Annotated in this window: 19 protein-coding genes; 16 read left to right on the top strand and 3 right to left on the bottom strand. The window is 60.4% G+C overall.

Translation table 11 applies throughout. The features are described 5' to 3' along the window. Window positions 1-315: 315 nt before the first annotated feature. Window positions 316-1536: a CaiB/BaiF CoA transferase family protein gene (locus ACO6VD_RS24965; protein WP_422422602.1), complete on the bottom strand. Its 1221-nt coding sequence runs from the start codon at window positions 1534-1536 to the stop codon at window positions 316-318. A gap of 14 nt (window positions 1537-1550) precedes the next feature. Next, window positions 1551-2732, bottom strand: coding sequence for an acyl-CoA dehydrogenase (locus ACO6VD_RS24960; protein ID WP_400172128.1), 1182 nt, complete (start codon window positions 2730-2732; stop codon window positions 1551-1553). Window positions 2733-2892: 160 nt separating this feature from the next. Between ACO6VD_RS24960 and ACO6VD_RS24955 the strand changes: the two genes are divergently transcribed. From ACO6VD_RS24955 to ACO6VD_RS24910, 10 genes are all read left to right on the top strand, one after another. Then, window positions 2893-3810: a LysR substrate-binding domain-containing protein gene (locus ACO6VD_RS24955; RefSeq protein WP_422422601.1), complete on the top strand. Its 918-nt coding sequence runs from the start codon at window positions 2893-2895 to the stop codon at window positions 3808-3810. A 414-nt stretch (window positions 3811-4224) separates the two neighbouring features. Continuing rightward, complete coding sequence (locus tag ACO6VD_RS24950; RefSeq protein ID WP_422422600.1) at window positions 4225-5346, top strand: Re/Si-specific NAD(P)(+) transhydrogenase subunit alpha; 1122 nt, start codon at window positions 4225-4227, stop codon at window positions 5344-5346. A gap of 11 nt (window positions 5347-5357) precedes the next feature. After that, the gene (locus tag ACO6VD_RS24945) at window positions 5358-5675 is read left to right on the top strand and encodes an NAD(P) transhydrogenase subunit alpha (RefSeq protein WP_157190694.1); all 318 of its coding nucleotides are present in this window, start codon (window positions 5358-5360) and stop codon (window positions 5673-5675) included. 2 nt (window positions 5676-5677) lie between these two features. Beyond that, window positions 5678-7114, top strand: coding sequence for an NAD(P)(+) transhydrogenase (Re/Si-specific) subunit beta (locus ACO6VD_RS24940; protein WP_422422599.1), 1437 nt, complete (start codon window positions 5678-5680; stop codon window positions 7112-7114). Between the two features lie 177 nt (window positions 7115-7291). Then, window positions 7292-8785, top strand: coding sequence for an acetyl-CoA hydrolase/transferase family protein (locus ACO6VD_RS24935; protein ID WP_422422598.1), 1494 nt, complete (start codon window positions 7292-7294; stop codon window positions 8783-8785). A 318-nt stretch (window positions 8786-9103) separates the two neighbouring features. Further along, window positions 9104-9316 (top strand): DUF1127 domain-containing protein, encoded by a 213-nt coding sequence (locus ACO6VD_RS24930; RefSeq protein WP_400172133.1) that lies wholly within the window; start codon window positions 9104-9106, stop codon window positions 9314-9316. 294 nt (window positions 9317-9610) lie between these two features. After that, window positions 9611-9928, top strand: a complete 318-nt coding sequence (locus tag ACO6VD_RS24925; protein WP_400172134.1) for a DUF2388 domain-containing protein — start codon at window positions 9611-9613, stop codon at window positions 9926-9928. Window positions 9929-10049: 121 nt separating this feature from the next. After that, window positions 10050-10343, top strand: a complete 294-nt coding sequence (locus ACO6VD_RS24920; RefSeq protein ID WP_400172135.1) for a DUF2388 domain-containing protein — start codon at window positions 10050-10052, stop codon at window positions 10341-10343. Between the two features lie 27 nt (window positions 10344-10370). Then, complete coding sequence (locus ACO6VD_RS24915; RefSeq protein WP_400172136.1) at window positions 10371-10691, top strand: DUF2388 domain-containing protein; 321 nt, start codon at window positions 10371-10373, stop codon at window positions 10689-10691. Beyond that, window positions 10688-12646: a DUF4105 domain-containing protein gene (locus ACO6VD_RS24910; protein ID WP_422422597.1), complete on the top strand. Its 1959-nt coding sequence runs from the start codon at window positions 10688-10690 to the stop codon at window positions 12644-12646. The genes ACO6VD_RS24915 and ACO6VD_RS24910 overlap by 4 nt, the downstream gene beginning before the upstream one ends. 9 nt (window positions 12647-12655) lie before the next feature. On the opposite strand, the gene ACO6VD_RS24905 is transcribed toward ACO6VD_RS24910, so the two are convergent. After that, the gene (locus ACO6VD_RS24905; protein WP_422422596.1) at window positions 12656-13057 is read right to left on the bottom strand and encodes a GFA family protein; all 402 of its coding nucleotides are present in this window, start codon (window positions 13055-13057) and stop codon (window positions 12656-12658) included. 304 nt (window positions 13058-13361) lie between these two features. Between ACO6VD_RS24905 and ACO6VD_RS24900 the strand changes: the two genes are divergently transcribed. The 6 genes from ACO6VD_RS24900 to ACO6VD_RS24875 all read left to right on the top strand — a co-directional run bounded on the left by ACO6VD_RS24900 (window position 13362) and on the right by ACO6VD_RS24875 (window position 21083). Then, the gene (locus tag ACO6VD_RS24900) at window positions 13362-14669 is read left to right on the top strand and encodes a CitMHS family transporter (protein WP_422422595.1); all 1308 of its coding nucleotides are present in this window, start codon (window positions 13362-13364) and stop codon (window positions 14667-14669) included. Window positions 14670-14741: 72 nt separating this feature from the next. Continuing rightward, entirely contained in the window at window positions 14742-15515 is a 774-nt protein-coding gene (locus ACO6VD_RS24895; RefSeq protein WP_422422594.1) for a TerC family protein, read from the top strand. A 217-nt stretch (window positions 15516-15732) separates the two neighbouring features. Beyond that, window positions 15733-17391 carry a Na/Pi cotransporter family protein gene (locus ACO6VD_RS24890; protein ID WP_422422593.1) on the top strand — a complete coding sequence of 553 codons (1659 nt, stop codon included), beginning with the start codon at window positions 15733-15735 and terminating at the stop codon, window positions 17389-17391. Between the two features lie 34 nt (window positions 17392-17425). Beyond that, window positions 17426-18808 (top strand): M16 family metallopeptidase, encoded by a 1383-nt coding sequence (locus tag ACO6VD_RS24885; RefSeq protein ID WP_422422592.1) that lies wholly within the window; start codon window positions 17426-17428, stop codon window positions 18806-18808. 75 nt (window positions 18809-18883) lie between these two features. Next, window positions 18884-19903 carry a DUF5924 family protein gene (locus ACO6VD_RS24880; protein WP_400172143.1) on the top strand — a complete coding sequence of 340 codons (1020 nt, stop codon included), beginning with the start codon at window positions 18884-18886 and terminating at the stop codon, window positions 19901-19903. A 37-nt stretch (window positions 19904-19940) separates the two neighbouring features. Continuing rightward, on the top strand, window positions 19941-21083 hold the full coding sequence (locus tag ACO6VD_RS24875) for an ABC transporter permease (protein ID WP_422422591.1): 1143 nt from the start codon (window positions 19941-19943) through the stop codon (window positions 21081-21083). Window positions 21084-21112: the final 29 nt, after the last annotated feature.

Genomic DNA, 21112 nt, shown 5'->3' with positions numbered 1-21112 from the left:
TTATTTTGAAGTTTTTCAGAATTTCTCTTTCAACTTCAACCGCTTAACTCGCTGCGATCTCTCGTCAGCGGGAGGCGAATTCTACAGCGTTTCAATCCGCTGTCAACCACCTTTTTCACCGCTGCCGATCTTTCGATCGAAGCCCCTCCGGCACTACCTGGAACATCTAACTCGTTGAATCCCAAGGAGTTTTCCGTTCCGACTGCGCCGGAAGTGGGGCGAATTATAGAGAGATCTGCAGGCACGTCAAGGACTTATTTCAAACTTATGACAATAAGCCCCTGAAACGCCGTACCTATATAGAAGAGAAGGTAACTAGACCACCTTGGCCAGCTGCAAACGCTCGATCTCCACCGCATCCAGCCCCAGTACCTCGCCAAGTATCTGCTGAGTGTGCTCCCCCAGCAGCGGCGGCGCATTGCGATACTCCACCGGCGTAGCAGACAAGCGAATCGGGCTGGCCACCTGCGGAACCTGCCCAGCCAGCGGATGCGCCATCTCGATAGCCAGGCCCCGCGCCTTGACCTGCGGGTCGGCAAACATCTGCGCCAAGTCATTGATAGGCCCGCAAGGCACACCTGCCGTCTCCAGCTGCGCCACCCATTCAGCGGTAGTCTTGAACACCGTGGCCTGGCGGATCAGCGGAATCAGCTCGGCACGATTGGCTACCCGCTGCTTATTAGTAGCAAAGCGTGGATCATCCGCCCATTGCGGCTGTCCGGCGACTTCGGCGAATTTACGGAACTGCCCGTCGTTACCCACGGTAAGGATGAAATCACCGTCGGCAGTCGGGAAGTCCTGGTAAGGCACGATATTGGGATGCGCATTGCCCAGCCGCCGCGGCGGCGTGCCGGTAGTCAGGTAGTTCATGGCCTGGTTGGCCAGGCAGGCTACCTGGACGTCGAGCAATGCCATATCGATATGCTGGCCGCCACCACCCTGGTCACGGTGGGCGAGGGCAGCAAGGATCGCCACAGTGGAGTACAGACCGGTAAGGATATCGGTCAGCGCTACACCCACCTTCACCGGCCCGGCACCTTCATCACCCTCGGGACGGCCGGTCAGGCTCATCAGCCCACCCAGCCCCTGGATCATGAAGTCGTAGCCCGCACGCTTGGCATACGGCCCGGTCTGGCCGAAGCCGGTGATCGAGCAATAGATAAGCCGCGGGTTGAGCGCCTTCAGGCTTTCATAGTCCAGGCCGTAGGCAGCCAGGCCACCGACCTTGAAGTTCTCGATAACCACATCGGACTTTGCCGCCAGCTCACGCACCAGGCGCTGGCCTTCAGGCTGGGTGAAGTCGATGGTTACCGAACGCTTGTTGCGGTTGGCCGACAGGTAGTAGGCCGCCTCACTGGTGTTCTCGCCGTAGGCGTCCTTGAGGAAGGGTGGCCCCCAGGCGCGCGTGTCATCGCCAGTTCCCGGGCGCTCAACCTTGATCACTTCGGCCCCGAGGTCAGCGAGAATCTGCCCGGACCAGGGGCCGGCCAGCACTCGCGACAGATCCAGCACCCGCAGATGAGATAGCGCGCCCATGGGCTGGCTCCTTATTAATAGAAGGACTGGATGCCGGTTTGTGCGCGACCGAGGATCAACGCATGCACGTCGTGGGTACCTTCATAGGTATTGACCACTTCCAGGTTGACCAGGTGGCGGGCTACGCCGAACTCGTCGGAGATGCCGTTGCCGCCAAGCATGTCGCGAGCCATACGGGCGATATCCAGCGCCTTGCCGCAGGAGTTGCGCTTCATGATCGACGTGATCTCGACCGCTGCAGTGCCTTCATCCTTCATCCGCCCCAGACGCAGGCAACCTTGCAGGGCCAGGGTAATCTCGGTCTGCATGTCGGCCAGCTTCTTCTGGATCAACTGGTTGGCAGCCAGCGGGCGACCGAACTGTTTGCGATCCAGGGTGTACTGGCGAGCGGTGTGCCAGCAGGCTTCGGCAGCGCCCAACGCACCCCAGGAGATGCCATAGCGCGCAGAGTTCAGGCAGGTGAACGGACCTTTCAGGCCACGCACGTCCGGGAAGATGTTCTCTTCTGGGACGAAGACGTTGTCCATGACGATTTCACCGGTGATCGACGCACGCAGACCAACCTTGCCGTGAATGGCCGGTGCACTGAGGCCCTGCCAGCCTTTTTCCAGAACGAACCCGCGGATATCGCCGGCATCGTCCTTGGCCCAGACCACGAACACATCAGCGATCGGGCTGTTGGTGATCCACATCTTGTTGCCGGTCAGGCGATAGCCACCCTCGACTTTCTTCGCCCGGGTGATCATCGAGCCCGGGTCGGAGCCATGATCAGGCTCGGTCAGGCCGAAGCAACCGATCCACTCGCCGCTGGCGAGTTTAGGCAGATACTTCTGTTTGGTTGCTTCAGTACCGAACTCGTTGATCGGCACCATTACCAGCGAGGACTGAACACTCATCATCGAGCGGTATCCGGAGTCGACACGCTCGACCTCACGGGCGATCAGGCCGTAGCAAACGTAGTTCAGGCCGCTGCCGCCGTACTGCTCAGGGATGGTCGCGCCGAGCAGGCCGACTTCGCCCATTTCACGGAAGATTGCCGGATCAGTCTGCTCATGGCGGAAAGCTTCCAGCACGCGCGGGGCCAACTTGTCCTGGGCGAACTGATAAGCGCTGTCACGCACCATGCGCTCTTCTTCAGTGAGCTGTTGATCGAGCAACAGCGGGTCGATCCAGTTGAAGCTTGCTTTACCGGCCATGAGCGAATCCTCGAAAAATGGGACCAGAGATGTTGTGCATTGATCCTAGGCCTGATCAGCCGACGAGACAAACGAGGAATACGCATAGTCTTGTGATAATTTCTCACTCCGTAACGACCAGAAAGGCCATCCCTGCGCCTTATTAGTGAGGTTGACGTACATGCGGCGAAAGATCCCCAGCACTGCGGCCCTGGTCTGCTTCGAGGCCGCAGCCCGCCACGAGAGCTTTACCAAGGCTTCACAAGAGCTGTCCCTGACCCAGGGCGCCGTATGTCGGCAAATTGCCGGGCTGGAGGAGTTTCTCAATGTCGAACTGTTTCGCCGTTCGCGCCGCGGAGTAAAACTCACCGAGGCGGGCCTGTCCTATAGCCGCCGGGTCGCCACGCAGCTGGATGCGGTGGAGCGCGATACCTTGTCGGTGATGGGCCAGCAGGGCGCCAACGTCATCGAGCTCGCCGTCGTGCCGACCTTCGGCACCCAATGGCTGCTGCCCAGGCTCAAGGACTTCCAGCAGCGCCATCCGGAAGTCACCGTCAACCTGACCAACCGCACGCGGCCCTTCCTTTTTGCCGACACGCCTTTCGATGCCGCGATCTATTTCGGGGATGCCGATTGGTCCGGCACGCACTCCCATCGATTGATGAGCGAGAACCCGGTACCGGTGTGCAGCCCCAGCGTACTGGGGGGAGCAGGGCAGCTGGATGCCGCGCAGATCGCGCAATTGCCACTGCTGCAACAAACCACGCGCCCTTATGCCTGGCGCCAATGGTTCAACAGCCTGGACATGAACGTTGCCCGCGACATGACCGGCCCGCGCTATGAGCTATTCTCGATGTTGGCACAGGCAGCCATGCATGAGATGGGCGTGGCGCTGATTCCACCGTTCCTGATCCAGCGGGAACTGGCAGAAGGGCGCCTGGTTGTGGCCAACCGACATGGGTTATCAAGCATCAAGGCGTATTACCTGATGATCCCGGAACGCAAGGTAGAGTCCGCTTCATTGCGCGCATTTCGCGATTGGCTGGTCGCTGAAGCCGAGCGCTACGCCGCAGCGCACAAGGACGAGAGCATAACTTGACCCCGTAGTCAGTTAAAATGGAGCCCTACAGATGTACGTAAATGTCGCAATTCGCACAACTGTTCCAATACCCCTCCAGCGCCCCTTAACCCTGCTGATCATGCGGCTTTCAGCGCATAAATCGCGTTTTGAACACAGCATTCAGAGAAATCGGCGGAATTTTTTCAAAATTTACCGTAATCTCCCTGAAGCCCGTATTTGACGGGCTCCAGGCCGGTTCTTGCGACATTCGGTCACAGGGTGACTTGTAGTTTGATTACCGTCACCCTTCAAAACCGGTTGAAGCAACTCGGGAATCACCTGCAAAATGCCGCGCCCCGCCACAATTCGGCGGGATCGTGCTGATCGGCCGCCCCAGAAGCACCATCCGCAGTGCGCTGGTTTACCAACAAAAGATCACGCAGGAGATTTGACGTGCACATTGGTGTTCCTCTCGAAACGCAGACGGGCGAAACACGGGTTGCTGCAACCCCGGAAACCATCAAGAAACTGATTGGTCAGGGGCATAGGGTCACCGTCCAGAGTGGCGCCGGCATCAATGCCAGCGTTCCGGACAGTGCCTATGAAGCAGTAGGCGCTGCCATTGGCAGCGCAGCCGATGCGTTTGGCGCACAGCTGGTACTTAAGGTTGTGGCTCCCAACGATAGCGAACTGGCCCAAATCAAGAGCGGCACCGTTCTGGTGGGTATGCTCAATCCGTTCAACAACGACATCATCGCCAAGATGGCTGAACAGGGCATCACCGCCTTCGCCCTGGAGGCTGCACCGCGCACCTCACGGGCGCAGAGCCTCGACGTGCTGTCTTCGCAGGCCAACATTGCCGGCTACAAGTCCGTGCTGCTGGCGGCCCATCACTATCCACGCTTCATGCCGATGCTGATGACCGCCGCCGGGACCGTGAAGGCCGCTCGCGTCTTGATTCTCGGTGCCGGCGTAGCGGGGCTGCAGGCCATCGCCACGGCCAAGCGCCTGGGTGCGGTGATCGAAGCCTCGGACGTGCGTCCGGCGGTGAAGGAGCAGATCGAGTCGCTGGGCGCCAAGTTCATCGACGTGCCCTACGAGACCGATGAAGAGCGCGAATGCGCTGTCGGTGTCGGTGGCTACGCCCGGCCTATGCCCGCCAGCTGGATGCAGCGTCAGGCCCAGGCCGTGCACGAGCGCGCCAAGCAGGCCGATATTGTCATCACCACCGCCCTGATTCCCGGGCGCAAGGCACCGACGCTACTAAGCGCCGAGACCGTTGCGCAAATGAAACCGGGCTCGGTGGTCATTGACCTTGCCGCAGCCCAGGGCGGCAACTGCCCGCTGACCGTTGCCGACCAGGTGGTGATCGAGAATGGCGTAACCATCGTCGGCCCGACCAACCTGCCAGCGCAGGTCGGGGCGGATGCTTCGGCGCTCTATGCACGCAACCTGCTCGACTTCATGAAGCTGCTGTTCGATAAGGACAGTCAGTTGGTGATCAACCTCGAAGACGATATCGTCGCCGCGTGCCTGATGTGCCGCGACGGCCAGATCATCCGCAAGAACGGATAAGGAGCCAGACAATGGAAGACATGCTGATCTCTCACGGCGTCTATAACCTGATCATTTTTGTGCTGGCGATCTATGTCGGTTACCACGTGGTGTGGAACGTCACCCCGGCACTGCATACCCCTCTGATGGCGGTTACTAACGCCATTTCCGCAATCGTCATCGTCGGTGCCATGCTGGCCGCCGCGCTGACCGTCACGCCGCTGGGCAAAACCATGGGCACCCTTGCGGTGGCCCTGGCAGCGGTCAACGTATTCGGTGGTTTCCTCGTCACCCGGCGCATGCTGGAGATGTTCAAGAAGAAAGCCGTGAAGGCTGAGGGGAAGCAGTAAACATGAGCATGAACCTGGTAACACTTCTCTACCTTGTCGCCTCGATTTGCTTCATCCAGGCGCTCAAGGGCCTGTCGCACCCGACCACCTCGCGGCGCGGCAACCTGTTCGGCATGCTCGGCATGGCCCTGGCAATCATCACCACCGTCGGCCTGATCTACAAGCTGGGCGCGGAGCTGGCCACTGATGGTATCGGTTACGTGATTGTCGGACTGCTGGTCGGCGGCACCGCCGGCTCGATCATGGCCAAGCGCGTTGAAATGACCAAGATGCCTGAGCTGGTTGCCTTCATGCACAGCATGATCGGTCTGGCGGCAGTGTTCATTGCCATTGCCGCCGTGGTCGAGCCGCAGTCGCTGGGTATCGTCTCCAGCATCAGCGACCCGATCCCGACCGGTAACCGCCTGGAGCTGTTCCTCGGTGCTGCCATTGGTGCGATCACCTTCTCCGGTTCGGTCATCGCCTTCGGCAAGCTGTCTGGCAAGTACAAGTTCCGCCTGTTCCAGGGCGCACCGGTACAGTTCAGCGGCCAGCACAAGCTGAACCTGGTGCTGGGCCTGGCCACCATCGGCCTGGGTCTGGTCTTCACCTTTACCGGCAACTTGAGCGCCTTCGCCCTGATGCTGATCCTCGCTTTCATCATGGGCGTGCTGATCATCATCCCGATCGGCGGCGCCGACATGCCGGTGGTGGTGTCGATGCTCAACAGCTATTCGGGCTGGGCGGCGGCCGGTATCGGCTTCTCGCTGAACAACTCGATGCTGATCATTGCCGGCTCGCTGGTGGGTTCGTCCGGTGCCATCCTCTCGTACATCATGTGCAAGGCAATGAACCGTTCGTTCTTCAACGTGATCCTCGGCGGCTTCGGCGGCGCGGCGGATGCTGGCGGTCCAGCCGGCGCGCAAGAGGCTCGTCCGGTGAAATCCGGTTCGGCCGACGACGCTACCTTCCTGCTGAGCAACGCCGACACCGTGATTATCGTTCCGGGCTACGGCCTGGCGGTAGCCCGTGCCCAGCATGCACTCAAGGAGCTGACCGAGAAGCTGACCCACAACGGCGTCACCGTTAAGTACGCCATTCACCCGGTGGCAGGGCGCATGCCTGGTCACATGAACGTACTGCTGGCCGAAGCCGAAGTACCGTACGACCAGGTGTTCGAGATGGAAGACATCAACTCCGAGTTCGGTCAGGCCGACGTGGTGTTGGTGCTCGGCGCCAACGACGTGGTCAACCCGGCAGCAAAGAACGATCCGAAGTCGCCCATTGCCGGCATGCCTATTCTCGAGGCGTTCAAGGCCAAGACCATCATCGTCAACAAGCGCTCCATGGCCAGTGGCTATGCAGGCCTTGATAACGAACTGTTCTATCTGGACAAAACCATGATGGTGTTCGGCGACGCCAAAAAGGTCATCGAGGACATGGTCAAGGCTGTCGACTAAGTCTTTTCCAGGCTGTGACAATTAGCCCCAGCGCGGCACCGGCTGGGGCTTTTTAATGCCCGTCCCAGCGACAGAAGGCTCTGTTTCAGGCCTTCGCATTCGACCTTGGTCGCGGGACGCCGGGCCGCTAAATCACTAGACTGCGCATCTAGCTTTAGTAGCCTGAGATAACAATCCATGTACCGTGATCGTATCCGCTTGTCCTCCCTGCACAGCAAGGTAATGAGTGCGGCTGATGCCGCTGGCCTGATCGAGGACGGCATGACCGTCGGCATGAGCGGTTTTACCCGCGCCGGCGAAGCCAAGGCTGTGCCCCATGCACTGGCTGAGCGAGCCAAGCAATCGCCGCTGAAGATCAGCCTGATGACCGGTGCCAGCCTGGGCAACGACCTGGACAAGGAACTGACCGAAGCCGGTGTTCTGGCCCGCCGCATGCCATTCCAGGTGGACAGCACGCTGCGTAAGGCCATTAACGACGGCAAGGTCATGTTCATCGACCAGCACCTGTCGGAAACTGTCGAACAACTGCGTAACCAGCAACTGAAACTGCCGGACATCGCCGTCATTGAAGCGGTTGCCATCACTGAGCAAGGCCACATCGTGCCGACTACCTCGGTGGGCAACTCGGCCAGCTTTGCGATCTTCGCCAAACAGGTGATCGTCGAAATCAACATGGCCCACAACTCCAACCTGGAAGGCCTGCACGACATCTACATCCCGACCTACCGGCCAACCCGCACACCGATCCCGCTGGTAAAAGTCGACGATCGCATCGGCAGCACCGCGATCCCGATCGATCCGGCCAAGATTGTCGGCATCGTCATCACCGATCAATCGGACTCACCGTCTACTGTGCTGCCGCCAGACGATGAAACCCAGGGCATCGCCAACCACCTGATCAACTTCCTCAAGCAGGAAGTCGACGCCGGGCGCATGACCAACAAGCTCGGCCCGCTGCAGGCCGGTATCGGCAGCATCGCCAACGCGGTGATGTGCGGCTTGATCGATTCGCCATTCGAAGACCTGACCATGTACTCCGAAGTACTCCAGGACTCAACCTTCGACCTGATCGACGCCGGCAAGCTGAGCTTTGCCTCTGGCAGCTCCATCACCCTGTCGAGCCGTCGCAATGCCGACGTCTTCGGCAACCTGGAGCGCTACAAGGACAAACTGGTTCTGCGTCCGCAGGAAATCTCCAACCACCCTGAAGTGGTTCGTCGCCTGGGCATCATCGGCATCAACACCGCCCTTGAGTTCGACCTGTACGGCAACGTCAACTCCACGCACGTGTGCGGCACGCGGATGATGAACGGCATCGGTGGTTCGGGTGACTTTGCCCGCAATGCCCACCTGGCAATCTTCGTCACCAAGTCCATCGCTAAAGGCGGTGCGATCTCCAGCGTGGTGCCAATGGTCAGTCACGTCGACCACACCGAGCACGACGTCGACATCCTCGTCACCGAGCAAGGCCTGGCCGACCTGCGCGGCCTGGCGCCACGCGAGCGCGCACGGGTGATCATCGACAACTGCGTGCACCCGGACTATCGCGAAGCGCTGAATGACTACTTCACTCGCGCCTGCGAGAAGGGTGGTCATACCCCGCATATCCTGCGCGAAGCCCTGGCCTGGCACGAAAACCTGGAAGAAACCGGGCGCATGCTCGCCAGCTAAGCCGCACAGTTTTCAGCCGGTGACGCGCAATGCGCACCGGCTGAACAGTTGGAATACTCGAACAAACAAAAACTGTTCTACTGTACCGGTGTTTTTACCCCGCGTTTCCTGCCCCTCATCAAACTCATGACCGAAAACGCACCACTTTAGTGCTGACCGGTACAGTTGTGCCTGTTCAGAGCGCAACAGTCCTCTAAAACAGTTAACTGGACCATCACAATGTAGTTGAACTGTATCTACTGTTATGGACGACAGAGGAGGATCATTGGCATCAGTTAAATCACTACCTAATGCCGCCACAAGCGGAAGGATGACATCATGGAACGTACCCTCAGTTCCGATCTGGTTTTTGAACGCAACGAACAATCCAAGGCCGCGCTGCCACTGCGCCTGCTGGCCAACCTGATGCTGTGGCAACGCCGCATCGCCAGCCGCCACCAGTTGGCCCGTCTGGATTCGCGCCTGCTGGCTGACGCCGGTATCAGCGAAGCACAACGCTACGAAGAGCTGAGCAAGCCGTTCTGGCGTTAATGCAGGGCTCGCCGGCCAAGGTCGGCACCTCGAATTCCGAAAACCCGTCGCAGGTCACTGCTGACGGGTTTTTTCGTTCATAAGCCGCGGAATAGAGCGGCTGCGAACGCGACAGGTACAGTTTTGAAATAGTTATTATTTATAGGTACAGTTGATAAATCTTGCTCCGGCCTTGTCCAACTCGCAGACGCTGATCGCGTGATACCCTTAGAGCACCCAGCTTGGTAATAAGTAGCGCAACCGGCTGAGCGTGCGTCTGACACAAAGAACCCGCCTAAAACTAGGAGATCGACCATGTTCCGTTCACGCTTGTTTGGCGCCGCCCTGGTAATGGCCCTGGCTTCCACCGCCAACGCCACCAGTTTCGTCGTCACCACTGATGCTGTCGTAGGCGCAGTTGCCGCTTCCACCGACGCCACCTCTGATGTGTCTTCGTCGTTCCGTGACGACAAAATCGTGCGTGCAGCCCGTGACGATGCTGCCAGCTTCGTTGCCAGCAGCGGCGAGATCCGCGGTGTGAAGCTCGAAAGCGCTTTCGCCCACATCCGTCAGCAGGCCCCAAGCCTGCAAGCCAGCGACGCGCAACTGGCCCAGGCTATCCTGGCGCTCTGAGCCCGCCTGACACCGGCTTCAATCATGTAACAACATGCAATGAAGCCGGGCACCCTGCACTGGTCCTTGCCAGTGCATTGGGATAGCCTTTGCCGCCTGATTTATCAGCCTCATGAGTCCCATGCGTTATCTGACCTTGTTGTTTCTGCTGCTGTGCTGGACCGGTGCCGCTCAGGCGCTGGACCTCACCACCAATAATCTTGTCGTCAGTGGATACGTCACCAGCAAGGTGACCTCGGCGCCCTTCGATCGCAAGCGGCTGCTGGAAGCTCACGATGACGCCGCTGCGTTTGTCGCCAGCGACGGCCAGCTACGCGGTGCCCGACTGCAGGCCGCCTTGAACCGCTTGCGCGAGGCCAATCCCGAACTTCTTGCCGCGGACCTTGAACTGGCGCAGGCAATTCTCGTCCAATGATTACCCCTGTTTTTCCGGAGATGCTCCATGCGTAACCCGCTGATTGCCGCCACCCTTGGCCTTCTGTTGCTGGCCGATGTAGCCCAGGCACAAACCCTGGTGGCCACCAGCAACATCATCGTCCGTGCGTTCGGTCGTACGATTGACTTCACCTCGGATACCACCACTTCGATCCGTGACTCGAAAGTCGTGCGTGAAGCCCGTGACGATGCCGCCAGTTACGTTGCCAGCCGCGGCGAAATCCGCGGTGCCCAACTGGAAGCCGCCTTTGATACCCTGCGCCAGCGCGTACCTGAAGCACGCCAAGCCAGCGATCAGGTTCTGGCTGAAGCCATTCTCGCTCTGTGAGCACCCTGCGCGCCTGGTTGCTGGGTGGCCTGCTGACGTTGCTGGGCAGCCCAGCCCTGGCCGATCTGCAGCTGCGACTGCAGACGGAAGGTCTGGAGCCTGCACAACAGCGCGCCAGCCAGGCGCTGCTGGATGAAGCCATACAGGCGCTGCCGCCCAGCTTCAAAGCGCGACTGGACCGCCGAGTCCAGGTCAGCTGGAGCACAAAGATGCCTGAAGATGCCTACGGCCAGGCATCACTGGTATCGACACTCGAGCTCAATCGGCGGTTGCTGCCCGGCCTCACCGACGGTAGCGCTGCTACCAGCAAGACCGGCCGCCCTCATGGCACAGTACGCCAGGAGCTGCTCGCCACTGTCCTCCATGAGCTGACGCACCTCTATGACCGCGCACGGCTCTGGCAGGGCAGCGAACGACGCCTGATCAATCAATGTGCCCGGCATTTGAACAGCCAGGGCAAGGTTGGCCTGCCCGAACAGTGCCGCGGCCAGACTGAACGGCGTTTTACCCTCAGCGATGATCCGCGTCTGCTCGATCTGGCCGGCTGGCCGCAATATGTGGGCAGGCGAGGGGAGCGAGAACAACATAACCGCCAGGTCGCCCGTAGCCCCGATAGCTACGAACTGAGCAGCCCCAAGGAATTCATTGCGGTCAACATGGAGTATTTCCTCCTGGACCCGAGCTTCGCCTGCCGGCGTCCGGCGCTGCACGCCTACCTGAAAGCGCACTTCGACTGGGCACCTGAACATCCGGCCTGCCCGCAAGCGCTACCTTTTCTCAATGCCGGTAACGACTTCGCCAAGACGCCACTAGGCGAGATCGACCCGGAGCGCGTCTACGCCGTGGACTACCTGCTGGCCGAAGCCAACCAGAACTGGGTCAGCCGCTGGGGCCACAGCATGCTGCGCCTGGTTATCTGCGCCCCTGGCCGCCCACGCGGACCTGACTGTCGGCTCGACCTTGATCAGCATCTGGTGTTGTCGTACCGCGCCTTCGTCAATGATGTGCAACTGTCGAGCTGGGACGGCCTGACCGGGGCTTATCCGTCACGCCTGTTCGTCCTGCCCCTGGCCCAGGTCATCGACGAGTACACCAAGACCGAACTGCGCAGTCTCGCCTCGATCCCGCTGAAGTTTGAGCGCAACGAGCTGGAAAGCCTGGTCCGCCAAGCGGCCGAGATGCACTGGAGCTACGACGGCAACTACTACTTCCTGTCCAATAACTGTGCAGTAGAAACCCTCAAGCTGTTACGCAGCGGCACCGCCAACCCGCGCCTGGCAGACCTCGACAGCATCGTGCCCAATGGTTTGCTGGAAGTGCTGCAAGGACGCGGGCTGGCCGATGTCAGTGTCCTCGATGACCCGCGCGAGGCACTGCGCCTGGGCTATCGCTTCGACTCCTATCGCGACCGTTACCAGGCCATGTTCCTGGTGCTTAAACAGCAACTTCCAATTCCCCAGGACAGCGTCGAAACCTGGCTGGATCAATCTGCCAGTCAGCGCCAGCAATGGTTCGCCCAGGCCGATCTGCGCACCAGTGCAGCGCTGCTGCTGCTGGAGCAGGCCAGCTTGCGCAAGCAATTGCTACTGGCCCAGGACGAAGTCAAACAGCGCTATCTGACCGGACGGGCAGCCAATGATGCCAGCGTGGCCAAGGCTAACGGCACGCTGCAGCAGATTCTCGCCAACAGCGGATTTCTCAGCCGCCCCGCAGAGCTGCTGGGCAGCAGCGGCTACGGTTTACCGCAATCAGGGGAGCGCACGCAGCTGATCAGCGAGTCCAGCCAACGACAAAAGCAGCTGCAAACCCTCAGTGCCGATCTGGATAAAGAAGTACGTGCACTGCTCGGCCCGGCCCGGGCCGCGGAAATTGCCGCGGTCGAAGCCAACATCAAGCAGGTCGGCGAACATTTGCGAGCCCTGCACAAGGCCGCAGGTGGCTTGCAGCTCCCCTGAGCAGCACAGCTAAAGGGTTTCTTCCGGCTCGCCGGGAAGCTGCTCATCCAGGTGCAGCCAGGGCAGGCGGCTACTGGTCCAGATATGCCGCGCGGGCCGGGCCACTTCGGGCTGGTCCAGCGTGGTGATGGTGATGTCGATGGTTTCCGGGCTCAAGTCCGTGGTCAGCGCCACATGCGCCCCGCATCGGCTGCAGAAGTAACGCACGCAGCTGGGAGAGGAGTCGTAGCACTGCGGCGAACCGCTCAACCACTGGAAATCAGCGCACGACAGGGTCGCCCAGGTCACCAGCAGCCCACCGCTGACCCGCCGGCACACCGAGCAATGACAGTGGGCTACGTCCGCCAGGGGCCCTCGCACCCGGTAGCGCAGGGCGCCGCAATGGCAGCCGCCTTCATACGTATCGCGCATCGCTTCTCCTCCCACCCTGATTTGCCTACCGCCAACAATGCACCTCTCGTCGTCTTTGGGCCAGCGAAAGCTGGCTGAAAGCTTGCCGACTTAGGATGACCTCCACTACCGGCACAGACCGGTCAGCCAGGGCACCTGACTTCCAGCGCAGCGCCCGGCCCAATTAACAACAACAATGGTGATTCTGATGTTTGCTTACAACCGCCTCCCCGCTGTAACACCTCCGTTATTCCATGCGCTGCGCCTCGCGCGCTGATCCGCCCGACTCGATTCCTCTTCGACGCGAAACGCCTGGAGTACTCCTATGCTGACCTTCCTCGGCTTTGCCATGGTCATCACCTTCATGTACCTGATCATGACCAAGCGCCTGTCGGCCTTGATCGCCCTGATTCTGGTGCCGATCATTTTCGCCCTGTTCGGTGGCTTCTCGGGCGATATCGGACCGATGATGCTGCAAGGCATCACCAAGCTCGCCCCGACCGGGGTGATGCTGATGTTCGCCATCCTGTATTTCGGTCTGATGATCGATTCCGGCCTGTTCGATCCGGCCGTGCGCAAGATCCTCAAGATGGTCAAAGGCGACCCGCTGAAAGTCTCGGTGGGCACCGCTGTGCTGGCCCTGGTTGTGTCGATGGATGGCGACGGCGCCACCACCTACATGATCTGCGTGGCGGCCATGTTGCCGCTGTACAGCCGCCTGGGCATGAGCCCACGGATCATGGCGGGCCTGATCATCCTCGCCGGCGGGGTGATGAACATGACCCCTTGGGGTGGCCCGACCGCGCGTGCGGCCAGCGCCCTGCATGTCGACCCTTCGGACATCTTCGTACCGATGATCCCGGCTATGCTTGCAGGGGTAGTGGCGATTCTCGCGATTGCCTACATGTACGGTAAGCGTGAACGCGCTCGCCTCGGCGAATTGCACCTGCCAGGTGACGAAATCGACCACAGCGAAATCAGCGTTTCGCAGTTTCCCGATGCTCGTCGACCAAAAATGATCTGGTTCAACGGTGCTCTGACCACGGCGCTGATGATTGCCCTGGTCGCGGGCTTGCTGCCGCTGCCGGTACTGTTCATGGTCGCCTTCAGTATCGCCATGATCGTCAACTATCCTTGCCTGCAGATGCAGAAAGACCGCGTTGCCGCTCACTCCGGCAGTGTGCTGGCGGTGGTCGGGCTGATCTTCGCCGCCGGTATCTTCACCGGCATTCTGTCTGGTACCGGCATGGTCGAGGCCATGTCCAAGAGCCTGCTGGCTGTGATTCCTGAAGCCCTGGGCCCTTACCTGGCGGTGATCACCGCGATCGTGAGCATGCCGTTCACCTTCTTCATGTCCAACGACGCGTTCTACTACGGGGTACTGCCGGTACTCTCCGAAGCCGCCAGCCACTACGGCATCTCGCCAGTAGAAATGGCTCGCGCGTCGATCGTCGGCCAACCCGTGCATCTACTCAGCCCGCTGGTACCCTCTACCTATCTGTTGGTGGCCCTGGCTGGCATCGACTTCGGCGATCATCAGCGCTTCACCTTGAAGTGGGCAGTGCTGGTCTGCCTGTGCATAATGTTCGCCGCGCTGCTCATGGGAATTTTCCCACTGTTCAGCAGCCTATAAGACAACAGCTTCATACAACCGCAGTGCGCCCCTTGCCCGGGCGCTCTGCATCTATCGCACGAAGGAATACACATGGAATGGCTGACCAGCCCAGAAATCTGGGTTGCCTTTTTTACCCTGACGGCTCTTGAGATCGTTCTCGGCATCGACAACATCATCATGATCTCGATCCTGGTCAGCCGCATGCCCAAGCACATGCAGCAGCGTACCCGGATCTTCGGCCTGGCCCTGGCCATGGTCACGCGTATTCTGCTGTTGCTGTCGATCACCTGGGTCATGCGCCTGACGGCCGACCTGTTCGTGGTGTTCGACCAGGGTATTTCCGGTCGCGACCTGATTCTGTTCTTCGGCGGTCTGTTCCTGCTATGGAAAAGCTCCCAGGAGATCTACCACGGCCTCGAAGGCGAAGATGAAACCCATGACGAACCTGCCGGCAAAGGCGGCAAGTTCCTCTACACAATCATTCAGATTGCCATTATCGACATCGTCTTCTCCCTGGATTCGGTCATTACTGCCGTCGGCATGGTTTCCCACGTTCCAGTGATGGTCGCGGCGATCGTCGTCGCGGTGCTGGTGATGATGCTTTGTGCAGGCGCCATCAGTAACTTCATCGACAAGCATCCATCGCTGAAGATGCTCGCCTTGTCGTTCCTGATCGTGGTGGGTACCGTATTGATCGCTGAAGCCTTCGAAGTGCACGTACCGAAGGGTTATGTCTACTTCGCCATGGCCTTCTCCCTGGCGGTCGAGGCCATCAACATCAAGATGCGCACCGCCATGGCCCGCAAGAGAAAGCAGGAACAAGGCGAACCGGTGAAACTTCGCAAGGACATTCCGGGTCAGTAAACCTGGAGCGACTGGAAAAAGGCCCTGCGGGGCCTTTTTTCATTTGTTTTCATGACAGTTTGGTTTCAAAGCCCGCGCTGGCTATGCGATGCTGGCGCCAAGCCCTCGGGCCGACTACAGCTTAAGTGAGCACTGGGAAAAACCGCCTGCAATCAGGCCAGGCTCACGGCACCATCCATTTGCCCCGCTGGGGCACGCTCAACAGGGGGCCTGTTCCATGCTGACCCTGCTCAATCTGCTCTCCGCCGTGGCGCTGCTGATCTGGGGCACGCACATTGTGCGTACTGGCATCTTGCGGGTGTACGGCTCCAACCTGCGGCGTGTGCTGAGCCAGAACATGTCCAGGCGCCCCCTGGCCTTCGTCGCCGGGATCCTGGTAACGGCCATGGTCCAGAGCAGTAACGCGACGGCGATGCTGGTGACTTCCTTTGTGGGGCAGGGGCTGATGACCCTGACCCCGGCGCTGGCCATCATGCTCGGCGCCGATGTCGGTACGGCGCTGATGGCGCGGGTGCTGACCTTCGACCTGTCATGGCTGTCGCCGCTGCTGATTTTTCTCGGGGTGATCTTCTTTCTGTCGCGCAAGCAGACCCGTGCCGGGCAACTGGGACGCGTCGGTATCGGCCTGGGCCTGATCATCCTCGCCCTGCAACTGATCGTCGAGGCCGCTGCGCCCATCACCCAGGCCCAAGGCGTGAAGGTGCTGTTCGCCTCACTGACCGGTGACATTCTCCTCGACGCCCTGGTCGGCGCCCTGTTTGCGCTGATTTCCTATTCGAGTCTGGCCGCCGTGCTCCTCACCGCGACCCTCGCCGGTGCCGAACTGATCAGCCTGCCGGTAGCCATCGGCCTGGTCATTGGTGCCAACATCGGTAGCGGCCTGTTGGCGTTCCTCAGCACCAGCATGCAGAACGCCGCCGGGCGCCAGGTGGCCCTGGGCAGTCTGCTGTACAAGCTGATTGGCCTGATCCTGATCATTCCGGTGCTCGACCCGTTAGTGCACTGGATGGACAGCCTGTCGTTCAGCGCCCAGGAACTGGTGATCGGTTTTCACCTGCTCTACAACAGCCTGCGCTGCCTGATCATGCTGCCAACAGTCAAACCCATGGCCCGCGTCTGCAGCTGGCTGCTGCCGGAGCGTGCAGAGGTCAACGGCCGCGCCCGTCCACGCCACCTGGATCCCGCTGCCCTGAGCACACCGAGCCTGGCCTTGGCCAACGCCGTGCGCGAAACCCTGCGGGTCGGCGATCTGATCGACAACATGCTCGACGCCATGCACAGCGTGCTACTGGGCACCCAGACGGCAATGACCCAGCAGGTACGCAGCCTGGGCGAAGACGTCGAAGCGCTGAACAACGCGATCAAACTGTACCTGGCGCAAATGCCCCGCGAAGACCTCAGCGCTCAGGACAGCAAGCGCTGGGCCGAAATCATCGAGCTGGCGATCAATCTCAAGCTGGCCAGTGACCTGATCGAACGCATGCTGCGCAAAGTGCAGCAGCAGAAGACTTCCCAGCGCCGGGAATTTTCTGACGTCGGCCTGGAGGAATTGACCGGACTGCACAGCCAGTTACTTGCCAACTTACGCCTGGGATTGTCAGTCTTTCTCAGTGCCGACCCGGAAAGTGCCCGCCAGTTACTGCGGGAAAAACGCCGCTTTCGCGCCCAAGAGCGGCGTCTGGCCCATGCCCATGTCAGCCGACTGCAACGTAAAGTTTTGCAAAGTATCGAGACCAGCGCCTTGCACCTGGAACTGATTGCCGATATGAAACGACTGAACTCTTTGTTCTGTAGCAGTGCCTATGTGGTATTGGGTGGCTCCGATACCGGCGGTCTGCTGCTCGACAGCGTACCGGACGATGCCCATTCACCCTGACCGCGACCCCAGCACTCCCGCAAGGAAGCTCGCCATGCGTTGCCTGATGTTCTTGTGCCTGCTGCTGGGTGCCATACCCAGCTTTGCCCTCGACCGCTCGCAGGTCGAAGGCTACCTGCTGCCTAACGGCCTGCAGGTTCTGCTCAAGTCGGGCTATGAGCGCAATCATGTGTCGATTCGCCTGGTGGTCGGAGTTGGCTTCGATGACTTTCCCTGCGACCAGCAAGAGCTGCCACATTTGCTCGAACACTTGCTGTTCAGTGGCATCGACGCCAGCGGTGAAGGCGGCCTGGAAGCGCGCATGCAGGCGCTGGGCGGCGAGTGGAACGCCTATACCAGCAGTGCCGACACGACCTTTGTCATCGAAGCCCCCGCGCGCAACCAGCGCAAGGTGCTTGACCTGCTGCTGGCGGTGATCAAAGACACCGAGATCGACGAGAAAGCACTGGCGCTGTCAAAGAAGATCGTCGAACGCGAAGATGGCGGCCACTATTCGCACCTGCAGCGCTGGCTTGACCGCCAGGACCTCGGCCACCGCGCCAGCGACCAGCTTGCGGTGGAACTAGGACTCAAGTGCGCGGAACGCTCGGCGGTAGCCGATATGACCCTGGAACAGGTCAACAACGTGCGTCAGCACTGGTATGCGGCAAACAACATGAGCCTGATCGTGGTGGGTGGCCTGGATCGCCTGCTCCCGGCTTACCTGGAACGCAGCTATGGCGAACTGGACCCGGCCGAACCCGGCGAACGGCGAGCCCTGGATGGTGTTACTCACAAGGCGCAAGCCCGTCGTGAGTTGACCCGTGGCTGGCTCGGTGACAGTGCCCGTCTGCACTGGTTGTTCCTCGAACCGGTGCTGGACAACGATCACGGCCAGACTTTCGATCTGTTACAGCGCTACCTGGACTGGGCGTTGTACGAAGAGTTGCGGCTCAAACACGGGCTGTCCTACGGGCCGTTCAGCCAAAGGGAAAGCTTCGGCGACACCGGGGTGATGAGCCTCAATGCCGACCTCGACCGCGCCGATATCAAGGAAGCCGAGCAGGCGTTGGGCGACATGCTCGAGCGGCTGCGCAAAAATGGCCTGGACCCGGCTACCTTCGAGCGGGTCAAGCAGGCCACCATCGATCGCGAAGCCTGGACCACCCAGAGCAATGCTGCCCTGGCGGACTATTACTGGGGCGCGCTGAACGACTACCTCGACAGCCGCTTTGCCGACCCCGTGCGCACCCTGCGCCGGGTCAGCCTCGATGATGCCAATCAAGCCTTGCAGCAGTTGCTGGCCAAGCCTGGGTATGTGCGTGTAGAGCTGCCGCTGATCAGCTATGACGAACTCTATGGGTTGGTGGCGTTGGGCCTGGGGGTAATCCTTGCCGGCGGACTGTTGTGGGTCAGGCGGCGGCACCACAACACATAGCGACGACAAAGGCAGCTGGCCAGTACAAAGCGCGGTATTCTGTACGGGTTTTTACCTCACCCTGCGAACACCTTCATGCCTCACTATCTCCAGCGCCTGATCGAACTGATCAAGCGCTACCCCGGCGTCATAGCGCTGGGCGGTTTCATCTCCGGTATTGCCAGCTTCATCCTGGTCGATCGCCAGGAAGGCCTGGCCAGCTGGATCGCCATCGTGATGCTGATCAGCTGGATCTGGCTGATGCTCGAGAACACCTTCACCAAGGTGTTTGCCAAGGTGTTCAAACGCGAAATCCCGCAACCGCTGCTGCGCTACGCCACGCAGATGATCCATCAGGAAAGTCTGTTCTTCGTCTTGCCGTTCTTTTTCGTGACCACAACCTGGAACAGCGGCCAGCTCGTATTTACCGGCCTGCTCGCGGCAGCAGGGCTGATCTCGATCATCGACCCGCTGTACTACAAATGGCTGGCGCCGCGGCGTTGGCTATTCCTGGCGCTGCATACCCTGACCCTGTTCGCCGCGTTGCTCACTGCGCTGCCGATCATTCTGCACCTGACCACCTCGCAAAGCTTCAAGCTGGCCCTGGTGATCGCCATGCTGCTGTCCTTCCCAAGCCTGGCCAGTAGCTTTCCCATTCAGCACTGGCGGCGTGGGGTCATGCTGGTGGTCCTGACCCTCGCTGTCGGCGCCAGTGGCTGGTTACTGCGCTCCTGGGTACCGCCGGCGACCTTGTGGATGACCGAAGTGGCCGTCAGCACCCAGCTGGAAAACCGCACGCCGGGCAAGAGCCTGAGCGAGGTCAAGGCCAGCGAGATTCGCGCCGGGCTTTACGCGTTTACCGCGATCAATGCACCGCGCGGGCTCAACGAGCGGATTTATCATGTCTGGCAGTTCAACGGCAAAGAAGTCGACCGCATTGCGTTGGACATCCATGGCGGGCGCAAGGAAGGCTACCGGGCCTGGACCCACAAGCAGAACTTCCCCGGCAATCCGGTGGGCCGTTGGCAGGTGAGGGTACTGACCGAGGATGGCCAGGTCATCGGCGTGCTGCGCTTCAAGGTGATTGATGATGGTCAAGCGCCCAAGGCCGAGTAACGCTATGCTCTGAGGCTGCGAACTGTCGGTCGACTGCATGGAGCCTATGACTACACAAGCCAGCGCAACCCTGGACACCACAAGCAGCCCGGCGTGCCTGCGGATTATCGGTGACTGGACACTGGCCAATTACGCCAGCCTCAAGCGCAACAGCGAGAGCCTGATTGGCCAGTATGACCAGAGCACTGAGGTCGACCTCGGCCAGCTGGGTAACCTGGATACCGCAGGTGCTTCCCTGCTGGTGGAACTGCTCGGTCCCGAACGCCTGTCGCGCCTGACCGCCACCGCGCAACTACCGGAAGCCAGCCGCGCCCTGCTGCAGACGGTGTACTGCTCGGTACAGGACTTTTGCATTCCGCAGAAAGAACCCGAAAAGTCGGTACTGATCCAGTTGCTCAGTCGCATCGGCTGCGCAGTCGACACCCTCTGGCAAGACACCTTGCAGATCCTCGGTTTTGTCGGCCTGATCCTGCAAACCCTGGTACTGCGCCTGTTTCAGCCGCGCCGCTGGCGGGTCACTGCCGTGGTCGCGCACATCGAGCAAACCGGCCTGGATGCGGCGCCCATCGTCGCCCTGCTGACCTTTCTGGTCGGCGCCGTGGTGGCTTTCCTCGGCGCCACCGTGCTGGCCGGATTTGGCGCCAGTATCTTCACCGTTGACCTGGTTGCGTTCTCCTTCCTGCGTGAATTCGGCGTACTGCTAACCGCCATTCTCATGGCTGGCCGTACCGCCAGTGCCTTCACCGCACAGATCGGCTCGATGAAAGCCAATGAAGAGATCGACGCCATCCGCACCCTGGGTCTGGATCCGGTCGAGTTGCTGGTGGTTCCCCGGGTCCTGGCGCTACTGATCTCGCTGCCGCTGCTGACCTTTCTCGCCATGCTCTGCGGCATCATCGGCGGTGGCGTGGTTTGCGCGCTGTCGCTGGATATTTCGCCAGCCATGTTCCTGTCCCTGCTGCAAAGCGACATCGGCGTGCAGCATTTCCTCGTCGGCCTGGCCAAGGCGCCGTTCTTCGCCTTCCTGATTGCCGCCATTGGTTGCCTGGAAGGCTTCAAGGTCAGCGGCAGCGCCGAGTCGGTTGGCGCTCACACCACCTCCAGTGTGGTCCAGTCGATTTTCGTGGTGATCGTCCTCGATGCGGTGGCTGCGCTGTTTTTCATGGAGATGGGCTGGTGAGTCAGACAACCCCCAACAGCCGCGAGGCG

It is taken from the genome of Pseudomonas sp. GZD-222 (assembly GCF_049310525.1).
In the GTDB taxonomy this organism is placed as follows: Bacteria; Pseudomonadota; Gammaproteobacteria; order Pseudomonadales; family Pseudomonadaceae; genus Aquipseudomonas.
This window is presented reverse-complemented; position numbering and strand designations above follow the sequence as displayed.